Annotated in this window: 21 protein-coding genes; 16 read left to right on the top strand and 5 right to left on the bottom strand. The window is 66.5% G+C overall.

Annotated elements, in window-relative coordinates; translation table 11 throughout:
* Positions 1 to 2: 2 nt before the first annotated feature.
* Both WDB71_RS04935 and WDB71_RS04930 read right to left on the bottom strand, forming a co-directional pair.
* Positions 3 to 2,675: a serine/threonine-protein kinase gene (locus WDB71_RS04935; protein ID WP_341503532.1), complete on the bottom strand. Its 2,673-nt coding sequence runs from the start codon at positions 2,673 to 2,675 to the stop codon at positions 3 to 5.
* Positions 2,676 to 2,691: 16 nt separating this feature from the next.
* Positions 2,692 to 3,258 (bottom strand): ECF-type sigma factor, encoded by a 567-nt coding sequence (locus WDB71_RS04930; protein WP_341503531.1) that lies wholly within the window; start codon positions 3,256 to 3,258, stop codon positions 2,692 to 2,694.
* A gap of 212 nt (positions 3,259 to 3,470) precedes the next feature.
* On the opposite strand from WDB71_RS04930, the gene cmoA reads away from it, so the two are divergent.
* The gene (gene cmoA / locus WDB71_RS04925; protein WP_341503530.1) at positions 3,471 to 4,196 is read left to right on the top strand and encodes a carboxy-S-adenosyl-L-methionine synthase CmoA; all 726 of its coding nucleotides are present in this window, start codon (positions 3,471 to 3,473) and stop codon (positions 4,194 to 4,196) included.
* The gene (gene cmoB / locus WDB71_RS04920; RefSeq protein ID WP_341503529.1) at positions 4,193 to 5,176 is read left to right on the top strand and encodes a tRNA 5-methoxyuridine(34)/uridine 5-oxyacetic acid(34) synthase CmoB; all 984 of its coding nucleotides are present in this window, start codon (positions 4,193 to 4,195) and stop codon (positions 5,174 to 5,176) included. The genes cmoA and cmoB overlap by 4 nt, the downstream gene beginning before the upstream one ends.
* 201 nt (positions 5,177 to 5,377) lie before the next feature.
* Here the strand turns inward: cmoB and WDB71_RS04915 are convergent, their stop codons facing one another.
* Positions 5,378 to 5,911, bottom strand: a complete 534-nt coding sequence (locus WDB71_RS04915) for a GNAT family N-acetyltransferase (RefSeq protein ID WP_341503528.1) — start codon at positions 5,909 to 5,911, stop codon at positions 5,378 to 5,380.
* Positions 5,912 to 6,139: 228 nt separating this feature from the next.
* Between WDB71_RS04915 and WDB71_RS04910 the strand changes: the two genes are divergently transcribed.
* The gene (locus tag WDB71_RS04910; RefSeq protein WP_341503527.1) at positions 6,140 to 6,898 is read left to right on the top strand and encodes a DUF3658 domain-containing protein; all 759 of its coding nucleotides are present in this window, start codon (positions 6,140 to 6,142) and stop codon (positions 6,896 to 6,898) included.
* 11 nt (positions 6,899 to 6,909) lie between these two features.
* On the opposite strand, the gene WDB71_RS04905 is transcribed toward WDB71_RS04910, so the two are convergent.
* Together WDB71_RS04905 and glsB are read right to left on the bottom strand one after the other, a co-directional pair.
* The gene (locus tag WDB71_RS04905; protein WP_341503526.1) at positions 6,910 to 7,080 is read right to left on the bottom strand and encodes a hypothetical protein; all 171 of its coding nucleotides are present in this window, start codon (positions 7,078 to 7,080) and stop codon (positions 6,910 to 6,912) included.
* Positions 7,081 to 7,182: 102 nt separating this feature from the next.
* Positions 7,183 to 8,100, bottom strand: a complete 918-nt coding sequence (gene glsB / locus WDB71_RS04900) for a glutaminase B (RefSeq protein ID WP_341503525.1) — start codon at positions 8,098 to 8,100, stop codon at positions 7,183 to 7,185.
* Between the two features lie 126 nt (positions 8,101 to 8,226).
* Between glsB and WDB71_RS04895 the strand changes: the two genes are divergently transcribed.
* From WDB71_RS04895 to WDB71_RS04835, 13 genes are all read left to right on the top strand, one after another.
* Positions 8,227 to 8,985, top strand: coding sequence for an ATP-dependent zinc protease (locus tag WDB71_RS04895; protein WP_341503524.1), 759 nt, complete (start codon positions 8,227 to 8,229; stop codon positions 8,983 to 8,985).
* Complete coding sequence (locus WDB71_RS04890) at positions 8,982 to 10,493, top strand: UUP1 family membrane protein (protein WP_341503523.1); 1,512 nt, start codon at positions 8,982 to 8,984, stop codon at positions 10,491 to 10,493. Before WDB71_RS04895 ends, WDB71_RS04890 begins: the two co-directional genes overlap by 4 nt.
* Complete coding sequence (locus WDB71_RS04885) at positions 10,494 to 11,468, top strand: alpha-L-glutamate ligase-like protein (RefSeq protein WP_341503522.1); 975 nt, start codon at positions 10,494 to 10,496, stop codon at positions 11,466 to 11,468. It begins immediately after the preceding gene.
* Complete coding sequence (locus WDB71_RS04880) at positions 11,410 to 13,122, top strand: M3 family metallopeptidase (protein WP_341503520.1); 1,713 nt, start codon at positions 11,410 to 11,412, stop codon at positions 13,120 to 13,122. The genes WDB71_RS04885 and WDB71_RS04880 overlap by 59 nt, the downstream gene beginning before the upstream one ends.
* Positions 13,119 to 14,159, top strand: coding sequence for a DUF3541 domain-containing protein (locus WDB71_RS04875; RefSeq protein WP_341503519.1), 1,041 nt, complete (start codon positions 13,119 to 13,121; stop codon positions 14,157 to 14,159). The genes WDB71_RS04880 and WDB71_RS04875 overlap by 4 nt, the downstream gene beginning before the upstream one ends.
* Before the next feature lie 10 nt (positions 14,160 to 14,169).
* A complete protein-coding gene (locus WDB71_RS04870; protein ID WP_341503518.1) occupies positions 14,170 to 15,210 on the top strand; it encodes a DUF3541 domain-containing protein in 1,041 nt (346 codons plus the stop codon).
* 228 nt (positions 15,211 to 15,438) lie between these two features.
* Positions 15,439 to 16,380 (top strand): LysR family transcriptional regulator, encoded by a 942-nt coding sequence (locus tag WDB71_RS04865; protein WP_341503517.1) that lies wholly within the window; start codon positions 15,439 to 15,441, stop codon positions 16,378 to 16,380.
* A 38-nt stretch (positions 16,381 to 16,418) separates the two neighbouring features.
* A complete protein-coding gene (locus WDB71_RS04860; protein ID WP_341503516.1) occupies positions 16,419 to 16,850 on the top strand; it encodes a hypothetical protein in 432 nt (143 codons plus the stop codon).
* A 111-nt stretch (positions 16,851 to 16,961) separates the two neighbouring features.
* Positions 16,962 to 19,934, top strand: coding sequence for an amidohydrolase family protein (locus tag WDB71_RS04855; protein WP_341503515.1), 2,973 nt, complete (start codon positions 16,962 to 16,964; stop codon positions 19,932 to 19,934).
* Positions 19,934 to 21,169: an amidohydrolase family protein gene (locus tag WDB71_RS04850; protein ID WP_341503514.1), complete on the top strand. Its 1,236-nt coding sequence runs from the start codon at positions 19,934 to 19,936 to the stop codon at positions 21,167 to 21,169. The genes WDB71_RS04855 and WDB71_RS04850 overlap by 1 nt, the downstream gene beginning before the upstream one ends.
* Complete coding sequence (gene rcsF, locus WDB71_RS04845) at positions 21,166 to 21,546, top strand: Rcs stress response system protein RcsF (RefSeq protein WP_341503513.1); 381 nt, start codon at positions 21,166 to 21,168, stop codon at positions 21,544 to 21,546. Before WDB71_RS04850 ends, rcsF begins: the two co-directional genes overlap by 4 nt.
* A gap of 39 nt (positions 21,547 to 21,585) precedes the next feature.
* The gene (tsaA, locus tag WDB71_RS04840; RefSeq protein WP_341503512.1) at positions 21,586 to 22,278 is read left to right on the top strand and encodes a tRNA (N6-threonylcarbamoyladenosine(37)-N6)-methyltransferase TrmO; all 693 of its coding nucleotides are present in this window, start codon (positions 21,586 to 21,588) and stop codon (positions 22,276 to 22,278) included.
* Positions 22,279 to 22,338: 60 nt separating this feature from the next.
* The gene (locus WDB71_RS04835) at positions 22,339 to 23,868 is read left to right on the top strand and encodes an ABC transporter substrate-binding protein (RefSeq protein ID WP_341503511.1); all 1,530 of its coding nucleotides are present in this window, start codon (positions 22,339 to 22,341) and stop codon (positions 23,866 to 23,868) included.
* The last annotated feature ends 33 nt before the right edge of the window (positions 23,869 to 23,901 follow it).

Here is a 23,901-nt window from a genome sequence, read left to right as displayed (position 1 = left end):
ACCTAGAAGTCACAGATCACGGGCCCGCCATCGGGCCCGTTTTTTTGCCCCGGCATCCCGCCCTGGCCATTGAGGCGGGCATAGTCGGCCATGGCCTCGTTGAAGCCATGGATCTTCAGCCCCGGATGGTGGGCGCGCAGCGCACAGGCCCTAGCAACCAGGGCTTCGGCCTGCTCCCCCTCGCCGAGCCTCAGCCGGGTCCGGGCCAGGCCCGCCAGGGTATTGATCAGGTCCGGATGAGCCTGTCCCAGGGCCGTTTCCCGGGCGGCCAGCACCCTCTGGTAGAGAACGTCGGCGTCCCGATAACGGCCCCAATCGTAGTAAAGATCCGCCTGTTCCTGGGCCGCGATCAGGGTGGTGGGATGCACAAAGCCCAATTTGCGCTCCTGCCTGGCCAGGGTATCGGTCACCAGGGGCTGGGCCTCGTCGAAGCGGTCCAGTTGCCGGTACAGCCGGGCCAGCTTCATCTGGGTCTGCAGGGTCTCGATATGGCCGTCTCCCAGTACCTGGCGGCGCCGCGCCAGCACCGCCAGGAAGCCCTGCTCCGCCTGTTCGAGATGGCCCAGGCCCCGCTGGGTATCGGCCAGGTTGTGCATGGACCTCAGGGTTTCCAGGTGATCCTTGCCCAGCACCTTGCTGGCCAGGACCAGGTGGCGGTGGATCAAGGGGGCGGCTTCCTCGAACCGGCCCACGGTTTCCAGCAGCGAACCCAGGTTGCTCATGCAGCGCAAGGTCCTGGGATGGGTTTCCCCCAGCACCGCCAGGGAGCCTTCCAGGCAGGCCCGGTAGTAGTGTTCGGACTGCTCGTAACGGCCCAGCCAGTGAAAAATCACCCCCAGTTGGGCCAGGGAGTGGAGGGTCTGGGGGTGACGCTCGCCCTGAATCGTTCGGCGTTTTTGCCAAACCTCCTCGAACAGGGCCGCTGCCTCTTCCAGGTTGCCGGTCATGTGCAGGCCCACCGCCAGGCTACTCAGGGCATTGAGGGTGTGCGGGCTGTCCTCCCCGTAGAGGCGCCGGCTCAGTACCAGGGCCTGCCGGTCCAGTGCCAGGGCCTGGTCGTGGCGAAACGCCAGCCCCAGGTGCCGGCTCTTGGCCAACAGGGCCTGCAGGTATTCCGGGTCCTCCGCCATGCCCTGCTCTGCCAGAGTGGCCAGGGCTTGGTCCAGCTGCTTGCCAGCCTCGTCCAGCAGGCCCAGATCCAGGTAGACGCTGCCCATGACCCGTCTCAGGGTGGCGGCCACCTGGGGCTGATCCATCAGTTGCCTGGCCGAACCGTCGTCCAGGCTGGTACTGGCCCTGTTGAGCACGTCCCGGGCGCTGATCTCCCGGCCCTGGGCCTTTTCCGGTGAGGCGTGTTCGAACATGCCGGTCAAGAAACCGCTGACCGCTTCCGCCCTGGCCCGCTCCTGGTTGGCCAGATCCCGCTGGGCCATCACCTGGCGATTCTTGTAGGCCAGCACCCCGGTGGTGGTGACCGCCGCCAGCACGATGACCATGGCCAGGGCGGCCCCCAAGGGGTTGCGGCCCAGCCACTTGCCGGCCCGGTATTGCCAGTGCTGGGGATGGGCCAGCAACGGCTGGCCGTCGAAGTAGCGACCCAGATCGTCCAGCAGGACGGCAATAGAGGAATAGCGGTCGGCGGGATCCTTGTCCAGGGCCTTGCACACCAGGCAATCCAGATCGCCCTTGAGGGCGCGCCTGGCCTGGCCGGGGCTGCGGTAGAGCCCGTCCGGGCAGCAGTAGCCCACAGCTTCGCTGGGCGGCAACGGCTGCCGTTCGGCAACGGCCCGGGCCAGCTGCCGGGGATCCTGCTCCTGGCCCCGATAGGGGGACTGGCCGGTGAGCAGCTCGTAGAGGATCACCCCCAGGGTATAGATGTCGGTGGCCAGGTTGAGCGGCTTGCCCAGCACCTGCTCCGGGCTGCAATAGTTCAGGGTCAAGTGCCGGCCCAGGCTTGCCGGGTGCCGGCCTTCGTCCCTGGCCATCAGACGGGCGATGCCGAAATCCAGCAGCCGGGGTTCGCCGGTCTCGGTCACCAGGATGTTCGACATCTTGAGATCGCAATGCACTACCAGGTGCTGGTGGGCATACAGTACTGCCCGGGCGATGCGGGAAAACAGCCTGAGCCGGGCCCGAAGCCCCAGGCGATGGTCGTTACAGTACTGATCCAGGGGCTGGCCTTCTACGTTCTCCATGATGAGATAAGGCAGGCCATCGTCAGTGGTGCCGCCGTCCAGCAGCCGGGCGATGTGGGCGTGCTCCAGCTGGGCCAGGATGCGCCGCTCCCGGTCGAACCAATGGCGCAGATCCGCCGTGGCCAGGTGGTTGCTGACCAGCTTGATGGCCACCTGCTTTTCAAATTGGCCGTCGGCCCGCTCGGCCAGGTACACCATGCCCATGCCGCCATGGGCCAGCAGCCTGACCAGTCGGTAGGGGCCGACCAGGGCGCCGGACAGATCCTGGCCCTGGCTGGCCAGTTCCCGCAGGGCCTCACCGACGATGGCATCCAGGGGCCCCGTGGCCTCGTCGCCGGCCAGCAGTTGCCGCAGCTCGGCCAGCAGCTCGGGGTGGTCACGACAATGGCTGTCGAGAAAGACGGCCCTGGCCGCTGTCGGCAGAACCCTGGCCTGGTGAAACAGTTGCTGCAGGTGTTGCCAGCGGGATTGATCATCCATGATCTGGGCCCCCGGCTCAGGTGGCGTAGGCTTCCAGGTGGGATTTCAGCCAGGCTTTGGCAAAGCGCAGCTGCCTGTCCAGGGTCGAGCTGGACAGGCCGGTCACCGCCTCCAGCTCCTTGTAGGAGAGCCCTCCGAACAGTTGCAGATCGATGAGCTCGGCCAAGCGGTTGTCGCGCCTGGCCAGGCGCTCCATGGCCTGGTCCAGATCCAGCAGCCCTTCCTGGCCCTCCCCCTCTCCCAGGGCGTTCATGTCCACGGTGAGCAGGCGCTGGCCGCCGTCCCGCTTGTGGCTGCCCTTGGCCTTGGCGTGGTCGACCAGGATGCGCCGCATCATCCGCGAGCAGAGGGCGTAGAAGTGGGCTCTGTCCTGCCAGTCGACCTGGGCCGAGGCCAATCGGTCGTAGGCTTCGTGAACCAGGGCCGTGGGTTGCAGGGTGTGGCCTGGCTGCTCGTGGTTGAATATCCGCTGGGCGCGGCGGCGCAGCTCGGCGTAGACGATGGGGGTCAGCTGCTCCAGGGCCCGGTCATCGCCGGCGCGCCACTGGTGCAGAAGGGCTGTTACGGGTCCGTCTGTACTCAAGGTGAACTCCTAGCCTGCCTTTGCCCGGGGCCGCACTGGTCGCCTGTTGACGGGGCAGGCAGTCTTCTCAGTATCGTCCATAATCGCCATTCCTGAGCGACCTCCACCCCGGGCGGCGGCCCCGTCCAAGGTGGATAACACCGGCCACGTTCACTCAGGGGCCAATTGGGGTAAAATAATGGGCTTTGTTTTCCACACTCAGGCGAGCACCCATGGCCGAAGACAAGATCTATGCCCAGCCCCTGGCCCAGTTGAAGGACTTCACCTTCGACGAGCAGGTGGCCGAGGTCTTCAACGACATGATCAACCGATCCGTACCGGGCTACGGCACCATCATCAAGGCCCTGGGCCGGATGGCGCCGCGCTTCGTGCGGCCCGGCAGCAGCGTCTACGATCTGGGCTGCTCCCTGGGCGCCGCCAGCCTGGCCATCAAGCAGAGCCTGGACCTGGACGACGTCAATATCGTTGCCGTGGACAACGCCCAGGCCATGGTCGAACGGGCCCGGCGCCACCTCAGCGCCTACAAGGGCAAGGCCGCCGTGGAGGTGCGCTGCGCCGACATCCGCGACGTCAAGATAGAAAACGCCTCGCTGGTGGTGCTCAACTTCACCCTGCAGTTCCTCGATCCCAAGGACAGGGACGCGCTGATCCAGCGCATTCATGACGGCCTGAACCCGGGCGGCCTGCTGGTGCTGTCGGAGAAGCTGGTGTTCGAAGACGCTCCCATCAACGAGCTGCTCATCGACCTGCACCACGACTTCAAGCGCGACAACGGCTATTCGGACCTGGAGATAAGCCAAAAGCGCAACGCCATTGAGAACGTCATGCGCCCGGACACCCTGGCCACCCATGAACGACGCTTCGAGGCCTGCGGCTTCAGCCACCACAGTCTCTGGTTCCAGTGCTACAACTTCGCCTCCATGGTGGCCATCAAATGAACTGGTTCAGCCGCTTCTACGCCGACATCGCCGAAACCCGCCTGGGCCACTGGCTGGAAACCCTGCCCGCCCAGCTCAAGCAGTGGGAGCAGGAAGCCCAGCACGGCGAATTCCGTCACTGGCTGCGCATCCTGGAACAGCTGCCGGACATCCAAAGCCGGCACCTGGAGCTCACCAACGGCGTCACCATTGGTGAGGAAGGCGACATCGCACCCGGCACCCGGAAGGCGGTGGAGGGCCTGCTGCGCAAGTTCCACCCCTGGCGCAAGGGCCCCTTCCAGGTGCATGGCGTCCATATCGACACCGAATGGCGCTCGGACTGGAAATGGCAGCGGCTGCTGCCCCACATCAGCCCGCTCAAGTACCGCACCGTGCTGGACGTGGGCTGCGGCAGCGGCTACCACCTGTGGCGGATGCTGGGCGCCGGCGCCCAGCGGGTGGTGGGCATCGACCCCTCCCAGCTGTTCCTGATCCAGTTCCAGGCCATCAAGCACTTCGCGGCCCGGGCCAGCGACCGGCCGCTGCCGGTGGATCTGCTGCCGCTGGGCATTCAGGAGCTGCCCGAGTTGCGTGCCTTCGACACCGTGTTCTCCATGGGCGTGCTCTACCACCGCAAGTCGCCGCTTGAGCACCTGGAGCAGCTGCGCAGCCAACTGGTGGACGGCGGCGAGCTGGTGCTGGAAACCCTGGTGGTGGACGGCGACGAGCAGAAGGTGCTGATGCCCACAGGCCGTTACGGCAAGATGCGCAACGTCTGGTTCATCCCCTCCAGCGCCGCCCTGTGCCTGTGGCTGTCCCGCTGCGGCTTCGCCGACATCAGGGTGGTGGACGAATGCGTCACCTCCCTGGACGAGCAGCGCGCCACCGACTGGATGACCAACGAGTCGCTGGTGGACTTCCTGGACCCTGAAGATCAGAGCAAGACGGTGGAAGGCTATCCGGCACCGAAGCGGGCCGTGATCATCGCCAGGGCGGTGTAGGTCCGAACCCCACGAAACCGGGCTCACCTTGGCCCGGCTGCCGGTTCGATGTAGGGACCACTGCTCAGATCCTTGAATTGAAAATGCCCCATTGCAGGGGCATTTCTTTTTTCAGGCTGTTTTGGTGGCTTTGAACCTCGAAGAACAGTTCAAACCCACAACACAGCCACAAAAAAGGCCCCAAACTGGAGCCTCCAGATCTCAGCCAACTTCAGCCCAGCGGGCCCGGCTGATCTTGTAAAAGCCGTATGCCATCTCCTTGCCGTAGCTGTGCTTGCTGCCTTCGTGGTCAAGCACGGCGCCTACCTTTTCAATGGCCTTGCCGGAGCGGATGTTGCTCTTGGCGATATGGAACCAGACGGCGTCCAGTTTGCTGAGAGCGTGGTCGATCATCAGCCGCTTGGCCTCACCGTTGTAGCCGCCGCCCCAGTGGCTGCGGGCAAAGAAGGTGTAGCCGATGCAGACTTCGGCCCGGTCGTAGTCGAAACCGTAATAACGGCTGGTGCCGATAAGCTGGCCGGTCTCGGCGTCGAGGATGGCCAGGGCGCAGCCCGAGGCCATGGCCTTGTCGAAGTATTTCCTGAACTCGTCTTGCTGGTACAGGCTCGGGTTGGGGTGCTGCTCCCAGAGCTGCGGATCGGCGGCGATGGCCTGGAGCGGCTGCCAGTCGGCCCGTTGCAGCGGCCTGAGCCTGACCCTGGTGCCGGCCAGGCTGGGTTGGAAGTCGATGGGCATTGGGGCGTCCTTTCAGCAAACGGCAGCCACGGCGCCTGCCGATATCTTCATTACATTCAGCCTATTATGCCCAAGCAAAAACCAGGCGCCAAAAGCCAGGGCCAGCAAACCCGTACCAAGCTGAACGGGCCATCACCGGAGCCGGCCCTACCATCCGCCATTGGCCATCCATTCAGGCGCGTCTTCCTAACCTGACAGGGCATTAACCAATGGCAATGGGGAAAGACGATGACAACACTGCACCTGGTATCCGGCGGCGCGGCGGCCGGCTGTGTGCTGGCCATGGTGGCCGGTGACGAACAGGCCGAGGTCGTGGCCCTGGACGATTTCCTGACCCTGGGGCCCCTAAAGGGGCTGGACACGGCGCAGGGCCTTGCGGCCAGGCGGGCCTACTTCGCCGCCCTCCATGGCGAAACCGACCGGCCGCAGACCCACTGCGGGTTGCAGGCCCTGGAGGAGATCGCCGGGACAAAGGAGCAGGTAGTGCTCTGGTGCAGCGACGACGGCAACGAGCAGCTGCTGCTGAGGGCCGCCTGCCAGTACCTGGCCCAGGAACGCCTGAGGGTGGTGAACGTCAGCGAGCTGGCGCCGCACCGTCCCCGCGCCGTGGCCGACTGCTCTCCCGAGCAGCTGGCAGCGATGCAGCCTTTGGGCCAGGCGCTGAGCGAGCAGGAATACCGGCACCTTCGCCGGGACTGGCAGCGGCTGCTGCACACAAAGGGGAAGCTGCGCCTGTACCGAAACGGCGCCGTGGAAGAGGTGCCCGAGGATCATTTCGACCCCTTGCTGCTGGCCACCTGCAGCGGCAATTTCATCAACGCCACCCGGGTGGTGGGGGTGCTGCTGGGCCTGTGTCAGGTAAAGCTGGGCGAGGCCTTCCTGCACCAGCGCCTGCTCAGGCTGGCCGAACAGGGGGCCGTTGAGCTGCAGGGCCCGTCCCACTCCCTGCGCCTGATGCAGGTCCGCCTTGGCAAATGGGCCGCTTAGGGTCCCGTGGTTTACTTCTGCCTGGCCATCTTCAGCACCCTGGGCAGCGAGCCCAGGGCGGCGCCAAGGCAGATGCCAAGGGCGATCCCCACCCCGACGCTGCCGAAGGCGGCGCCAAACACGGCGCCGAAGGCCATGCCCATGACAACGCCAACGGCGATGCCGGCGTTTTCCTTTGCCATCCGTTCCTTGCCCATGCTGTCCCTCTCCCGTGCCGGCGCAATGCCATGGTGAACCAGCATAGCCGCTGGTAGCGGCCCGGGCCATGACGCAGGTGTCAGCGCTCAGAACATGGTGGTATCCAGGGCCTCGGAGAGCTGCTCCAGGGCCCAGATCCCGGCCGCCGAGTTGCCGTAGGCATTGAGCCTGGGGGACCAGACGCAGGCGGTGAAGCGGCCCGGCACCACGGCGACGATACCGCCGCCCACCCCGGACTTGCCGGGCATGCCAACCCGGAAGGCAAAGTCGCCGGCGGCGTCATAGAGGCCGGAGGTGAACAGCAGGGCGTTGAGCTGCTGGGTCATGCGCTTCGACAGCCACTGCTCGCCGCTTTGCAGGCACTGGCCGCCGGTGGCCAGGAAGCTGAAGGCCCTGGCCAGCTCCACGGCGCTCATGGACAGGGCGCAGTAGTTGAAATAGGCCCTGAGTACCTGCTCCACCTCGTTGTCGAAGTTGCCGAAGCTCTTCATCAGGTTGGCCATGGCGGCGTTGCGAAAGCGATGTTCGTATTCGGAGTCGGCCACCGTCTTGTCGATGACGATGCTGGGCTCGCCGGCGCGCTTGCGCACCGTTTCCAGCATGGCGTGGATGGGCGCCGACAGCCGCGACACCAGGGCGTCGGCCACCACCAGGGCACCGGCGTTGATGAAGGGGTTGCGGGGTACCCCCTTCTCGTACTCCAGCTGCACCAGGGAATTGAAGGCGGTGCCGGACGGCTCCTTGCCGACCCGCAGCCAGAGGTTGTCGCCGTAGCGGGTCAGGGCCATGGCCAGGGAGAACACCTTGGAGATGGACTGGATGGAAAAACGCCTATCTGCCTGTCCCGCTTTAAAAAGTTCGCCATCCGTCGTATATAAGGCGATACCGAACTGGTCCCCCGGAACCTGTGCCAGTGCCGGGATATAGTCGGCCACGGCGCCCTGGCCAAAATGGCCGGCGGCCTGGTCGGCGATGCGGTCAAGAATGCTCTGGTAATCGGCCATAACGAAAACCTAGTGTACGGGGGGCCGTCATTGTCGATAAATGGTGGTCAAAAGCAACCAGTTCAGCTTTAGTTGAAACGCGTTATGCTTGGATAACTGCCGAAGTCTCAAGAGGATGTCGAACTCATGCGCAAAGCGCTACTGGCCAGCGGGCTGCTGTTGCTCCAGGGTTGTGCCCCGGGCGTCTGGCTGAAGGAAGCCGACATGCAGCAGCTCCAGGGCCAATTGGAACAGGTCCAGAGCCAGCACCAACAGACCCAGCAGCAGCTGACTGCCTACCAGGCCCAGCGGGAAGACAACCTGCTGGCCGCCATGAAGACCCAGGAAGAACATCTGGCCACCCTCAGCGAATTGAAGGCCAACCTGGAGAAAACCGCCAAGAAGGCGGTGGTCTGCCCTCCCGCCATCCAGCCCAAGTGCCCCGAAGTCAAGGCCATGCCGGTCAAGGACGACAAGGTGGTGGTGGGCGCCGTGGAGCGGGTGCGGCTGTCGCCGCCGGACTTCGTGCTGGAAGCCCGCATCGACACCGGCGCCACCTATGCCTCCCTGGATGCCCGCGATATCGAGACCTTCGAGCGCGACGGCGACGACTGGGTCCGTTTCCACGTGGTGCTGCCCGACGGCACCGACATCACCCCCATCGAGAAGAAGGTGGTGCGCTGGGTGCGTATCCTCCAGTCCAATACCGAGGAAGGGGAGCGTCGCCCCATAGTCGAGCTGCGCTACCAGCTGGGGCCCGTGTCCCAGAAGGCGGAGTTCACCCTCACCGACCGCTCCCACCTGGAGTATCCCCTGCTGATCGGCCGCAACATCCTCAAGGATCTGATGGTGGTGGACGTGAGCAGGGAATTCAGTCTCAAGCTGCCGGCCAAGGGTAAGGAATGATCAACAGAGCCTCCTTCTACGTCATTGTCCTGCTGCTGATCGTCGGCGGCCTCAGCCTGGCCTGGCTGCGCCACAGCCAGATGGAGCTGCCCTTCACCCCGGGCGAGGAACGGCCGGTATGGCTGGTGGAAGCCAGGGTCGATTTCAACGCCCGCGACAGGGCGGTGCTGGCCAGCCTGGATCTGCCCGACAACCCGCCGGGCTTTCGCCTGTTCACCGAGCAGGCCGCCAGCCCCGGCTACGGCTTTTCGGTGATCGAGCACGACGGCAACCGCCGTGGTGAATGGTCCATCCGCCGCGCCCTGGGCCCCCAGACCCTCTACTACAAGGCCCAGTTCATCGCCGACCCCGACATCGAGGACGCCCCGGAAGCCGAGGCGCCCGAGCCGGCCCTGGTGGACTGGGACGAGCCCCAGGCCACCGCCGCCGCCCAGCTGCTCAGCCAGGCCTCGACCCGCTCCAGCAGCCCCCAGTCCCTGGCCCGGGAGCTGATGAAGCTGATCAACCAGCCGGAGCCAGGCCAGAACGCCGCCCTGCTGCTGGCCAACCACAGCCCGGCGGAGCTGCTCAACAAGCTGGTGAACCAGGCCGGCATTCCGGCCCGGGTGTCCCTGGGCCTGTACCTGGAGGACGCCCGCCGTCGCCAGAGCCTGACCCCCATGGTGGAGATCTACGCCGACCAGCGCTGGCTGGTGTTCGATCCCAAGAGCGGCCAGCAGGGCCTGCCGGAAAACCTGCTGCTCTGGCACCGTGGCGGCGAATCGCTGCTGGACGTGACCGGCGGCTCCGGCTCCAGCGTTTCCTTCGCCATCATCAAGCAGACGGTGCCGGCCCTGCAGCTGGCCCGGGCCCAGGCCGAGGAGAGCGGCTTCAGCCCGTTCAGCCTCTACCGCCTGCCCATCGAAGAGCAGTCCATGTTCAAGATGCTGCTGCTGCTGCCCCTGGGCGCCTTCGTGGTGGTGCTGATGCGCATCGTGGTCGGCATCAAGACCTCAGGTACCTTCATGCCGGTGCTGATCGCCGTGGCCTTCCTGCAGACCTCCCTGGTGCCGGGCATGGTCAGCTTCATCGCCGTGGTGGCCTTCGGGCTGCTGCTCAGGGGCTACCTGTCGCGGCTCAACCTGCTGCTGGTGGCGCGCATCGCCACCCTGGTGATCCTGGTGGTGTTCATCATCGCCATCATGAGCCTGGTGGGCTACCAGCTGGGCTTCAACACCGGCATGACCATCACCTTCTTCCCGATGATCATCATGGCCTGGACCATAGAGCGGATGTCCATCCTCTGGGAGGAAGACGGCCCCCGGGAGGTGCTGATCCAGGGCTCCGGCTCGCTGCTGGTGGCGGTGCTGGCCTACCTGGCCATGCAGTCCAAGCTGATGAGCCACCTGACCTTCAACTTCCCGGAGCTGCACCTGGTGCTGCTGGCCTTCATCCTGCTCATTGGCCAATACACCGGCTACAAGCTCAGCGAGCTCAAGCGCTTCAGGGCCATGGTGGAGAACGACTAGATGTGGGCCAGCCCCTTTAGCCTCAGCCGGGCCGGCATCCTCGGCATGAACAGGCGCAACGTGGCCTATATCGGCCGCTACAACGACCGCAGCCTCTACCCGCTGGTGGACAACAAGCTCAGGACCAAGCTGATCTGCCAGAAGTACCAGCTGACCGTGCCCAAGCTGCTGGGCATGGTGCAGCAGCAGCACGAGATAGAGCACGTGCTGGATCTGGTGCAGTCCTTCCATGGCTTCGCCATCAAGCCCGCCAAGGGCTCCGGCGGCAAGGGCATACTGGTGATCACCGGCCGCAGCGGCGACGACTTCATCAAGGCCTCCGGTGATGTCATCACCCTCGAGGACATCAAGCGGCACCTGTCCAACATCCTGGCCGGCCTCTATTCCCTGGGCGGCAAGCCGGACGTGGCGATCATGGAAGAGCTCATCGAGTTCGACGACCGCTTCGAGGGCTACTCCCACCAGGGGGTGCCGGACATCCGCATCATCATCTTCCAGGGCTACCCTGTGATGGCCATGCTGCGCTGCGCCACCCACGAGTCCGACGGCAAGGCCAACCTGCACCAGGGCGCCGTGGGCGTGGGCCTGGACATCGCCACCGGCCGTTGCCTGAACGCGGTGCAGTTCTCCACCCCCATCAGCCACCACCCGGACACCGGCAAGCAGCTCAAGGACATCGAGATCCCCCATTGGCAAGAGATGCTGGTGCTGGCCTCCCGCTGCTTTGAAATGACCGGCCTGGGTTATATCGGCACCGATCTGGTGCTGGACAAGCAGAAGGGGCCGCTGCTGCTGGAGCTCAACGCCCGCCCCGGCCTGTCCATCCAGGTGGCCAACGGCTGCGGCCTGCTGCCCAGGCTGCGCCATATCGAGAAGTTGAAGAAGCGCCACGACAGCGCGGAGGAAAGGGTGTCCCATGCGATGGACGTCTTTGGCATGGCTGCTGGCACTGAGCCTGAATCCCTGGCCGGCTGAGGCCGGCATCCAGGACAAATGCGAGGCGGCCGCCAGCGCCCTGGCCGAATTTCCCGCGCTGCCCCAGGCGCCCAGGGCCTGGCTCAAGGGCCTTGACGCCTGGCGGCTGCCGGCCCGCAATACCCTCAATGAGGCCTATGTGCTGGCCGATCTGTCCCCCGATGCCGCCGAGCGCCGGGCCGCCCGCCAGTGCATCCAGCGGCTGGGCCAGGCCTTCGATACGGTGCGCCCGCGCATCCGCCGCGAGGCCCGGCAGCGCCTGGCCGGCGCCCGGGGCCTGGAGAAAAGGGCCCTGAGCCTCTGGGCCGGCGGCACGGGCACACCGGACGGCCCCGCCTACCGCCAGGCCAAGGCCGAGGCCCGCCGGCTCAGCCGGCAGTTTCGCCACACCATAGACAAGGCCGAGCCCAAGGCGGTGCTGCCGCTGGCCTGTGCCGGCAACCTCAAGGACAACTGGCGCCGGCAGGACGGCTGGCACATCCCCCTGCCAGCGCCGACCGCCACTTACCACAGGCTCGCCTCCGACCATTGCCGCCAGAGCCTGTTCGTGGCCTCGGAATCCCGGCTGGAAAAGGAAAACGGCCCGGTGCTGACGCAGCTGCTGGCCCAGCGCCAGCAGATGGCCGAGCTCAAGGGAAAGAGCAACTACGCCGAATTGCGCCTGGCCGGCGGCCAGCTGAATTCGCCCGATGCGGTCTGGGCCTTCCTGGACAGGCTCAGCGCCGATAACCGCGAACGGGCCGAGACCCAGTGGCAGGCCGCCGGCCAGCCGCCGCTCTGGGCCCCGCCCAGGGTCACCTTCCAGCACCGCTTTCGCTATCGGCCCGAGCGGGTCATCGACGGCTGGCTGGATCACCTGAGCGACGAGCTGGGGCTGCGCTTCGTGGCCACGGCCAAGGCCGCCTGGCACCCGGACGTGCTCCATTACGAGGTGTTCCGGGACGGGCGGCTGCTGGGCGAGCTGTACCTGGATCTCTACCGGCGGGACGGCAAGTATGGCCATAACCGCCACCGCGAGCTGCGCCGGGGCGTCACCGGCGTCCAGACGCCGGCCTCGGTGCTGGCGCTGAGCCTGCCGAGGAAGCGCTGGGGCGTCAAACACCTCAAGAGCCTGCTCCACGAGTCCGGCCACGCCCTCAACAACCTGCTGGCCAGCCAGCCCTACCAGATCCTGGCCGGGATCCGCCTGCCCTCGGAGCTGGTGGAAGTGCCGGCCAAGGTGCTGGAGCGCCTGGCCTGGGATCCGGCCGCTCACCACCGCATCACCGGCCAGCGCCGCACCCCAGAGCCTGATCCCCGCCAGTACGGCGTCGCCCTGGATGAGCGCATCCTCAAGGCGGCCCTGGCCCTGGCCTACCATGAAGGCGCGCCGGATCGGTCCGCCATGGATACCATCAACCGCCGCCTGTACCGGGCCTACCTGCGCCGCCCCCTGCTGGACGGCATGGCGCCCCAGTACAGCTTCCGCCACCTGGCCAGCTACGGCCCCAACTACGTCAGCTACCTCCATGCCGACCACCTGGCCGAGCGCCTTGGCGCGCGGCTGGCGAACAACAGCCTGAGCCTGCGTGGTTTCAGCCATTGCCTGCTGAGCGCCGGCGGCAGCCGTCCCGGACGGGACCAGCTGGCCTGCGCCCTGGGAGAGACACCATGAGAAGATTGCTGCTGGCCGCCCTGCTGCTGGCCCTGCTGCAGCCCGCCCTGGCCGAACAGGGCCAGGCCATCCGCGAGAAGCTGGAAGCCCAGCTCTTCCAGCTGCCGCCCCGTACCCAGGGCCATTACGGCATCCGCCTCTACCGGATGACCGGCGATCCGCGCTACCTCAACGCCGCCCTCTACGACCTCTATGTGGTGGCCGACCGCCTGGAGGCCATAGGCCATGGCCTGATCCGCCCGGGCTATGTACGCGGCTACAGCCAGCAGCTGGTCAAGGCGCTGCCCAGGACCCAGCGTGGCCGGCTGCGCAAGGCCGCCATCCAGGGCCGGGAGGAATACCTCTTCTATGCCGACGAGCTGCTGCGCTACCTGAGCCGCCTGGACGCCCTGGGCTTCGAGCACCCGGCCGAGCCCTATTTCCGCAACCTGCTGAGGGGCTACGACTTCGAGAAGACCCTCACCGATCCCAAGATGATCCGCGCCTGGGCCGCCCAGCTCGCCAACCATGCCTGGTGGCTCAAACAGCTGGGCCTCAAGGACCACCGCCAGGCCTTCATCGACGCCTTCAGGGCCACCTACCCGGACGATCGGGACGGCAAGCTGAGCGAGCAGCAGCTCAACAACAAGATCTACGGTCTCACCCACATGGTGTTCGCCGCCTCCCGCTACTACCAGCAGCCGGTGTCCAGCAAGGAGTTCGGCTGGGTAGCCGACTATCTGGCGGACAACATCGACGCCATCCTGGCCAGGGCCAAGCCGGACGTCATCGCCGAGGTGGGCATCGTCTTCCTGCTGCTGGGCAAGGAACGCCACCCGGTGGTGGCCAAGACCAGGGCCGCCATCCTGGCCGCGGTGGATCCCGAGCAGCAGCTCATCCTGTCACAAAGGGGCAGCGCCGATCTGGCCCTCGGCGAGCACCGCAACGTGCTGGCCTGGATGCTGCTGAACTGGCCGGATACACTGCATCCGGGCCCGAGGCTGGCCGCCCACAAGAAAATCAGGGACGACCTGCCCAGGTCGGTTTCCGCCAAATAAAGGAAAAGCCATGCGCCTGTTCGCCATTGCCCTCACGGCCCTGCCGCTGCTGCTCGGCGCCGCCCCGATCAGCGACCACCAGGCCGCCGCCACCCTGCAGCACACCTTCGAGAGCCGCTACCTGGAGCTGTCCGGTGCGGCCCGCCAGCACTATTCCCTGCGCCTGTACCGCCTCAGCGGCGAGAAGCGCTACCTGGTGGACATCATCAACGACGCCTATGACACCGCCAGCCGCCTCAACCACTATGTGGACATGCTCGGCGACGACCAGGCCCGCCTGGCCGAGTCCAAGCGGCTCATCGGCAACATCTCCAAGGGCCCCAGGGGCAAGAAGCGCCGGGCGGTGCTCAAGGACACGGGCGATCTCCGTTACGCCATGTACCTCAGCTACCTGCTGGCCAAGGTGGACGACCTGGGCCTGAAGCACCGGCACCAGGAGCGGCTGCTGGCCTACCTCAAGGGCCATGAGGCGCTGCAGGCCAAGCTGCTGGAGCCCGGGTTCATCCGCGCCTATGCCGCCCAGGCCGCCAACTACGTGTACTGGCTGTATCAATTGGGCGTCGCCGACCTGCGCGCCGACTTCGATCTGGCCATGCAACGCGCCTACCCGGACGCCAGGGACGAGGCGCTGTCCAGGCAGCAGTTCAAGAACAAGATCTACGGCCTGACCCACATCATCCTGGCCGACTCCGGCTACTACCAGCGCCAGGTCCCCGCCGAGCGCCACAGGTGGATCCTCGATTACTTCGAGGCGCACCGGAATGACATCCTGGCGCGCACCTCGGAAGACGTGATGGCGGAAGTGGCGCTGTGCCTGCTGCTGACCGGCCAGCAAGGCCATCCGCTGATAGGCGAAGTGAAACAGCGGCTCAAGGCCAGCATCCACCCCGAGGCCGGGCTGATCCCGTCGGTATCCGGCAAGCTCGAACTCAGCAGCGGCGAGCACCGCAACGTGCTGGCCATGGCGCTGCTGAACTGGCCCGAACAGCGCTTCCAGGGGCCGGACCTGGGCAGACGCGCCAAACTGCCCTACGGCCTGGTCGCCAAATGACAGGCAAAAAAAACCCCATGCAAAAACTGCACGGGGGTTTGGCTTCACAGGATGATTGATAACAAACATGCTTTTGAGGAATGGTGTCCCTTTCGAAACACCGGCTGCCTTGCGGCAGGCGGTGACACTATGCCATAGCAAAGAAAAAAAGCAAACGTTTTCGTCGCCGTTTTTAAAGGCCTTCATCGCAGCTGAGCAGCCGTTCGTCAAACGCACCAAGGAGATGTCATGACCGAGCTCTACCGATCCAAAACGACCCTGGAACAATGGCGCATGCTCCAGGCCGTGGTGGACTATGGCGGCTATGCCCAGGCCGCCGCCAAGCTGAATAAGAGCCAGTCGTCCCTCAACCACGCCGTGGCCAAGCTGCAGCACCAGCTCGGGGTGCAGCTGCTGGAGGTCAAGGGCCGCAAGGCCCATCTGACCCATACCGGCGAGGTGCTGCTGCGCCGCTCCCGCCAGCTTACCGAGGTGGCCCAGACCCTGGAGGAGCTGGCCCAGCACATCGACTGTGGCTGGGAGCCGGAGATCCGCATCAGTGTCGAGATCCTCTACCCCAAGGCCCAGCTGCTGGAGGTGCTCAAGGCCTTCCACCCCCAAAGCCGGGGTAGCCGGCTGCAGATCATCGACTCGGTGATCACCGGCTCCGAGGAGCTGATCAACGCCAAGGCCGTGGACATCGCCATCACCGGCCATGTGCCCAGGGGCTTTCTCAGCGAGTCGCTGCTGACGGTGGAAATGCAGCCGGTGGTGCACCGGGACCATCCCCTGGCCCAACTGGGCCGGCCGATCAGCCAGGACGAGCTGGCCCAGACCCTGCAGCTGGTGATCCGCGATACCGGCCAGAAACCCAGGGAGGACAGGGGCTGGCTCAAGGCCGAGAACCGCTGGACCTTCACCCATTTCATGGACGCCATCCAGACCCTCAAGGCCGGCCTGGGCTTCGCCTGGCTGCCGCTGGATCTGATCAGGGAGGAGCTGGCTGCCGGCGAGCTGGTCACCCTGGCGCTGCAGCAGGGCGGCGCCAGGCTCATCCCCCTGCACCTGGTGATCCCCGAGCCGGACCGCTGCGGCCCCGGCACCAGAATGCTGGCCGAACTGATCCGCCGGGCCCATGGCCTGACCACTGCCGAAGCGCCGGCCCCGGACTTGCCAAAGGCGCCGGACTGACTCACCCTTGAAACACGCACGGATGCGAGGACCCCATTATGGCCAGGAAGGCCCAAGCCAGTCTCCACAGAGCCAAACCCTTCAGTATCAAACTCATGCTGCTGGCCGCCGCCATGGCCGTGGCCGCCTTCATGGCGCCCCTGTTCGGGCTGCCGCTGTGGTCGCTGGTGACCGGCATACTGCTGGCCACCACCCTCATCTACTGGGTGCTCAACAACCCGGTGGAGGAGTTCCTGGCCATCAAGGAAGGCAAGCTCTACTACCTGCCGGTCCGGGAGCACCTGCCCCAGTCGCTGGCCCTGGCCGACCTGGCCGACGTGCGCCCGGCCAGCCGCGACGAGCTGCTGGAGCTGGAGATCATCTGCCGCAGCGGCGAGCACCTGGCCTTCCAGGCCTATTACGAGGCCGCCAACGACAGCGAGCGGGAGGCCCTGGAAGACTTCCTGCGCCACCATATCCACGCCGGCTGATGGCTTTTTAGGCATTGCTCCTGTCTGGTAGGCCATTGATCGGCCAGCCATTGCCTTGGCGTTTCCCCTGTGGTGTCATTGCCGCACTAAAAAAGATAAGGAAGGCAAGGCATGGCACGGACTTGGAAAATGCCCTTGTGGAGCCTGGCGGCCATTCCCGCCGGCGCCCTGGCGATAGGCGCCCAGACCCAGGCCCCCCAGGGATTCTATGCAAAGCCGGGACAGACCCTGGCATTGACCCACGCAACCCTGGTGACCGCCCCGGGCGAACGCCGCGACGACGCCACTTTGGTGATCCGCGACGGCCGCATCCTCGACATCACCGACCAGGCCCCTCCCGGCAGCCGGGAGATAGACCTCAAGGGCGCCTGGATCTACCCCGGCTTCATCGATCCCTATTCCAACTACGGCCTGGCCGAGCCCGCCTACCCGGAAACCGACGACGGCCCCCACTACCGCTGGCAACGCCCCGGCGGCCAGGCCTATAACGCCGCCATCCATGCCAGCCGACACTGGCGCGACAGCGTCAAGCACGATCCCGAGCAGGCCAAGGCCTGGCTCGACGACGGCTTCACCGCCCTCAGCAGCGCCCGCCTGGACGGCATCTTCCAGGGCTATGCCGTGACCCTGTCCCTGGCCGACAAGGACAGCAACCAGCTCATCTACAAGGATCAGGGCCGCCAGTTCCTGTCCTTCGACAAGGGCAGCTCGCCCCAGGAATACCCCAGCTCGCTGATGGGGGCCATGGCCCTGGTGCGCCAGACCCTGTCCGACGCCGCCTGGTACCGGGAGGCCGAAGGCCGCAGCCTGGCCGCCACCGAACTGGAATACAACGCCGACCTCAAGGCCCTGGGCCCGCTCAAGCAGCACGGCCTGGTGGTGGCGCCGACGGACGAAAACAACCTGCTCAGCGCCGCCAGGCTGTTCGCCGGTTTCGAGCTCAAGCCCGTTTATCTCGGCAGCCAGTTCGAATACCAGCGCGCCGAGGCCGTGGCCAAGGCCGCCGACACCCTGATCCTGCCGCTCAACTTTCCCAAGCCGCCGGCCCTGGCCAGCGCCGAGCTGCGCCGCCAGGTCACCCTGGCCGACCTGCGCCACTGGGAGCGGGCCCCCTCCAATCCGGCCATCCTGGCCGAGCAGGGCCTGAAGCTGGCCTTTACCCGCCATGACAGCGAGGGCTCCATCTGGCCGAACCTGAAGAAGGCGGTCAAGCGCGGCCTCAGCGAGCAGCAGGCCCTGGCCGCCCTGACCACGGTGCCCGCGGCCATCGCCGGTATCCAGGACCAGGCCGGCAGGCTGGCCCCGGGCATGATGGCCGATCTGGTCATCGCCAACGACAACCTGTTCGACGACGGCAAGATCCTCTCGGTCTGGACCCAGGGCCAGCCCCATGCCCGCATCCCCCTGCGCCTGGCCCGCATGTGGGGCGACTTCGATGTGGCCGGCGGCTACCGCTTGAGCATCGGCGGCGACGCCAAGCCGGAGGTGACCCTGAAAAAGGGCGATGACGCCCTCAAGGTGCAGAGCGCCTATGTGGACGGCCGCCTGAACCTGTCCTTCGTGGCCGACGACAAGCCCCAGCACTGGGTGCTGTCCTGGCACAATGACGAACTGCGCCTGAGCTCCGGCCCCCAGCCCCTGAGCCTGACGCCGGTCCAGCCGCAACAGGAGGAAGAACCGCAGGCCTCAGAAGCCCTGGTCGGCCAGCTCAGCTACCCCAACCTGGCCTACGGCGTCCCTGCCCTGCCCGAGCGCGAGAAGCTGCACATCGCCAACGTCACCCTCTGGACCTCCGAGGACGACGGCATCGTCAAGAACGCCGACGTGCTGGTCAGCCGCGGCAAGATAGAGGAAGTGGGCCAGGGCCTGGAGACCCCCAGGGGCTACCAGAAGATCGACGGCACCGGCCTGCACCTGAGTGCCGGCATCATCGACGAGCATTCCCACCTGGCCATCAGCGGCGGCGTCAACGAATTCTCCGACGCCGTCACCTCCGAGGTGCGCATCGGCGACGTGCTCAACCCCAACGACATCGGCATCTACCGGGCCCTGGCCGGCGGCACCACCACGGCCCACCTGCTGCACGGCAGCGCCAACCCCATCGGCGGCCAGGCCCAGCTGATCAAGCTGCGCTGGGGCAAGGACGGCAACGGCCTCAAGTTCAAGCAGGCACCGCCCTCCATCAAGTTCGCCCTGGGTGAAAACGTCAAGCAGGCCAACTGGGGCGATGACTTCGACCGCCGCTATCCCCAGACCCGCATGGGGGTGCCGGCCCTGGTGGCGGACGCCTTCCAGTCCGCCCGCGAATACCGGGAAAGCCGCCTGGCCTACGATCTGCTCAGCCGCCGCAAGCAGGGCCGGCAGCTGCCGCCGCGCCGGGACTACCGCCTCGACGCCCTGGTGGAGATCATGGACAAGGAGCGCCTGGTCCACGCCCATTCCTACGTGGCCTCGGAGATCCTGGCGCTGATGGAAGTGGCCGAGCGGTTCGACTTCAGCATCAGCACCTTCACCCACGTGCTGGAAGGCTACAAGGTGGCCGACGAGCTGCGTGAGCACGGTGCCGGCGCCTCCACCTTCGCCGACTGGTGGGCCTACAAGTTCGAGGTCTACGACGCCATAGTGCAGAACGCCTGCCTGATGCACGACAAGGGGGTGCTTACCTCCATCAACTCCGATTCCCCGGATCTGGTGCGCCGCCTCAACCTGGAAGCGGCCAAGTCCATGGCCTACTGCAACATGGCGCCGGCCGACGCCTGGAAGATGGTCACCCTCAACCCGGCCAAGCAGCTGGGCGTGGACCAGTACGTGGGCTCCATCAAGGAAGGCAAGCACGCCGATCTGGTGCTCTGGGACGCCAACCCCCTGACCGCCCGGGCCAAGGTCCAGGCCACCTGGGTGGACGGCCGCCGCTACTTCGACCGCGGCCGTGACCTGCAGCAGCGGGAGCGGGTCATGGACGAGAAGCAGGCCCTGATCAACAAGGTCCTGGCCAGCGGCGAACAGCCGGACCAAGACCAGGAGGGCTACCGCCCGCCCCTGGTTCACTGGCACTGCGACGATCTGCACAGGGAGGCACTGTAATGAAAAACTGGCTCTGCATACTTGGCCTGCTGGCCGTTCCCACCCTGGCCCATGACATGGCCCCCGGCGAGATCCAGAAACGCCCGGTGCTGATCACCAACGCCACCCTGCACACCGCCGACCAGGGTGTGCTGGCCGGCAGCGACATCCTGTTCGAGAACGGCCTGATCACCGCCCTGGGGCCGGATCTGCCGGTTCCCGACAAGGCCGTGGTCATCGAGGCCAGCGGCAAGCACGTCTATCCCGGCCTGATCGCCCTGTCCACCCGCCTGGGCCTGAGCGAGGTGGACGCGGTGCGCGCCACCCGCGACTTCAGCGAGGTGGGCGATCTGACCCCCGAGGTGGCCGCCGAGGCCGCCTTCAACGCCGACTCCGAGATTATCCCCACGGTGCGCGCCAACGGCATCGCCCTGGCGGAAGTGGCCCCCAATGGCAACCTGGTGGCCGGCCGCAGCGCCGCCATGCGCCTGGACGGCTGGAACCGCCGCGACATGCTGGTCAAGGCCGACACCGGCCTGCACCTCTATTGGCCGGACAGCGCCGACAGCCAGGCCCTGGACGGCCTCAAGGCCCTGTTCGGCAAGGCCCGCGCCTATGACGAACGCCGCCGCCAGCGCGAAGATCAACCCGTCGACGCCCGCCTGGAGCCGATGCGCGGCCTGTTCAGCAGGCAGCTGCCGCTGTTCATCCACCTGTCCCGCCAGGGCCAGCTGACCCAGGCCCTGGACTTCACCGCCGAGCAGGATCTGGCCTGGTCCCTGGTGGCCGGCCCCGTGGCCCTGACCGCCCTGGCCGAGCTCAAGGCCCGGGGCGTCGCCGTGGTGGCCACGGATCCCCAGGGGCTGCCCGACCATGAGGACGCCCCCTACGATCAGGCCTTCACCCTGCCGGCCAGGCTCCATCAGGCCGGCCTGGCCCCGGTGATCGCCCTGCCCGCCGGCTGGTCGGCCCGGGATCTGCCCTTCGCCGTGGCCCAGGCCATGGCCTGGGGCCTGCCCGAGGAGGCCGCCCTGCGGTCGGTGACCCTCAACGCCGCCAAGCTGCTGGGCATAGATCAGCAATACGGCAGCCTGGCCCTGGGCAAGTCGGCGACCCTGATCCTCACCGCCGCCCCCCTGTTCGACTACCCGGACTTCGGGGTCGAGGCCATGTTCATCGACGGCCGCAAGGTCAACCTGGACAACCGCCAGAAGCGCCTCTACCGCAAGTACCGGCAGAAGGGGCAAGGCGAATGAAGTACTGGCTCCTGAGCGCCGCGGCGCTGGCGTTGGCCGGCTGCGCCGGCAGCTACCAGGTCGACAGCAACCTGGATGGCGCCGCCATCCAGGATTACTTCGTGCCCTCCAGGGTGGCCGTGTACAGCCCCGATGCCCTGGCCGGCAAGCCGTATCGGAGCCTGGGCCTGGTCCAGGGACAGCACTGCCAGCAGGCCGCCAATGCGCCCCCGGCCAGCCTGGCCGAGGCCAGGACGGATGCCCGCCGCCAGGCCTACCAGCTGGGCGGCAACGGCATCGTCTTCCGCCAGTGCCTGCTGCTGAGCGAGGACGCCGCCCCCGGCTGCCTCAGCCAGGCCCTCTGCCAGGGCGAGGCCATCTGGCGCGAATCGCCCTGAATGCGTAGACTCTGGGCCGCCCCAACCAGGAGAAGCCCCATGCAGCTGCAGCCCATAGGCGTGGTCCAGAGTCCCTTCGATGAAAAGTTTGCCGTCCCCCGCCAGCCCAGGCTGATCAAACACGGCACCGCCGTCCTCAGGCTGACCGGCGAGGCCGGCCATCCCGACACCGTTCGCGGCCTGGAGGCCTTCTCCCACCTGTGGCTGCTGTTCTGCTTCCACGAGCACCTGGACAAGGGCTGGAAGCCCCTGGTGCGCCCGCCGCGCCTGGGCGGCAATGCCAAGGTCGGGGTCTTCGCCAGCCGCTCCACCTTCAGGCCCAACCCCATCGGCCTGTCGCTGGTGGAGCTCAAGGCGGTGCACGCCGATCCCAAGGGCGCCTGGCTGGAGCTGGGCGCCGTGGATCTGGTCGACGGCACCCCCATCCTGGACATCAAGCCCTACATCCCCTATGCCGACGCCCTGCCACACGCCAGGGCCGGTTACGCCAGCGAGGCGCCGCCGGCGCCCCTGGCGGTGGCCTGGTCGGCCGAGGCCAGGCAGCAGCTCAGGGCCCTCAAGGGGCTGGCGGCGGATTTCCCGCTGCTGGTGGAGGAAGTGCTGGCCCAGGATCCCAGGCCCGCCTACCAGAGCGACCCCGAACGGGTCTACGGTGTCGGCCTGTGCGGCCACAACGTGCGCTTTCGGGTGGCCGGCGACCAGTGCCTGGTGGTGGCACTTGAGCGCCCTTAGGGCTTTACTCGCACAGGGCCCTGGCCCATAGTACTTCAGGGAAAACTAGAACACGTTGCCATGCGCCTCCTGCTACTTTGCCTCGCCGTCCTGGCGGCCCTGCCCGCCCGGGCCCAGGATCACCTGGTACTCCAGCTTCGCTGGCTGCACCAACCCCAGTTCGCCGGTTACTACATGGCCAAGCACCTCGGTTACTACCAGGAAGCCGGCCTGGACGTGGAGATCCGCGCCGGCGGCCCGTCCCGCTTCCCGGTGGACGAGGTCACCGAGGGCCGGGCCCATTACGGGGTCGGCAACACCGAGGTGTTCGTACGCTGGGCAAGCGGTGCCCCCCTCAAGGCCCTGGCGGCCCTCTACCAGCATTCCCCCTCTGTGCTGCTGGCCCGGGCCGACAGCGGCATCAAGACCCTGTCCGATCTGCCCGGCAAGAAGGTGATGTTCTTCCCCGGCGATCTCGACCCCGAGCTCATCGCCATGCTCAGAAAAAGCGGCATAGAGCCGGACAGCTTCCAGCACCTGGGCACCAGCACGGACGTACGCGATCTCATCGAGGGCCGGGTCGACGCCTTCAACGCCTACCTGACCAATGAGCCCTTCTACCTCCAGGAGCTGGGCATCCCGGTGACCATACTGGATCCACGGGCCCAGGACCTGGACTTCTATTCCGACATCCTGTTCACCACCGAGCGGGAGCTGGAGCGCCACCCGCTGCGGGCCCAGCGCTTTCTCCAGGCCAGCCTCAGGGGCTGGGAGTATGCCGTCGACCACCCGGAAGAGACCCTGGACATCATCAGCGAGTACTACGGCGTCACCAAGACCCGGGAGCACATGCGCTTCGAACTGAACATGGCCCGCCAGCTGATCATGCCCGAGCTGGTCAGTCTGGGGCACGTGAGCGAGCGCCGCTGGCGCCGTATCGCCGACATCCTCACCCAGACCGGGCAGCTGCCGCCCATCGCCGACGTGTCCGCCTTCCTGCACAGGCCCGGCCACCTGAACGAGCGCCCCTGGCTGCCCTGGCTGAGCAGCGCCGTGCTGGCGCTGCTTGGCGGCCTGCTGCTGTGGCTGCTGAGCCGCCAGCACGGCGCCCTGCAGGTGACCAGGCGCCGCCTGGAACATGCCCAGGAGAAGCTCGGCAACGACGTCATCACCGGCCTGTGGACCCGCTCCAGGCTGTTCACCGAGCTGGCCATGCGCCAGAGCCAGCCCCAGCCCCCCGAGGCCAGCCTGGTGGTGCTGCACCTGGATAACCTGCGCGAGCTGAACCTGGACTTCGGCTACGGCCAGGGCGACCAGATGCTGCAGGCCCTGGCCCAGGAGCTGAACAAGGAGCTGCTGGCCGAGGACATCATGGCCAGGGGCGACGGCGCCCGGCTGCTGCTGTACCTGCCCAGGAGCAACCACCCCCACCCGGACAGCTTCGCCCAGGCGGTATGCGAGCAGCTGGGCAAGCGGCTCACCCCCAGGTTGCGCCTGTCGGCCGGGGTCATGGCCCTGCAACCGGGCCAGCCCCTGGAGAAGCTGCTGGCCCTGGCCGAGGAAGAACGCCTCCGGACCGCTTCAAGGGGCGAACAAGCCCTGATAAACTAGTCCTTTCCCCATTTGAATAAGCCGAATTAGCGA

It is taken from the genome of Gallaecimonas sp. GXIMD4217 (genome assembly GCF_038087665.1).
Taxonomy (GTDB): domain Bacteria; phylum Pseudomonadota; class Gammaproteobacteria; order Enterobacterales; family Gallaecimonadaceae; genus Gallaecimonas.
Note: the sequence above shows the minus strand (reverse complement) of the source record. Positions and strands in the feature narration are given on the sequence as shown.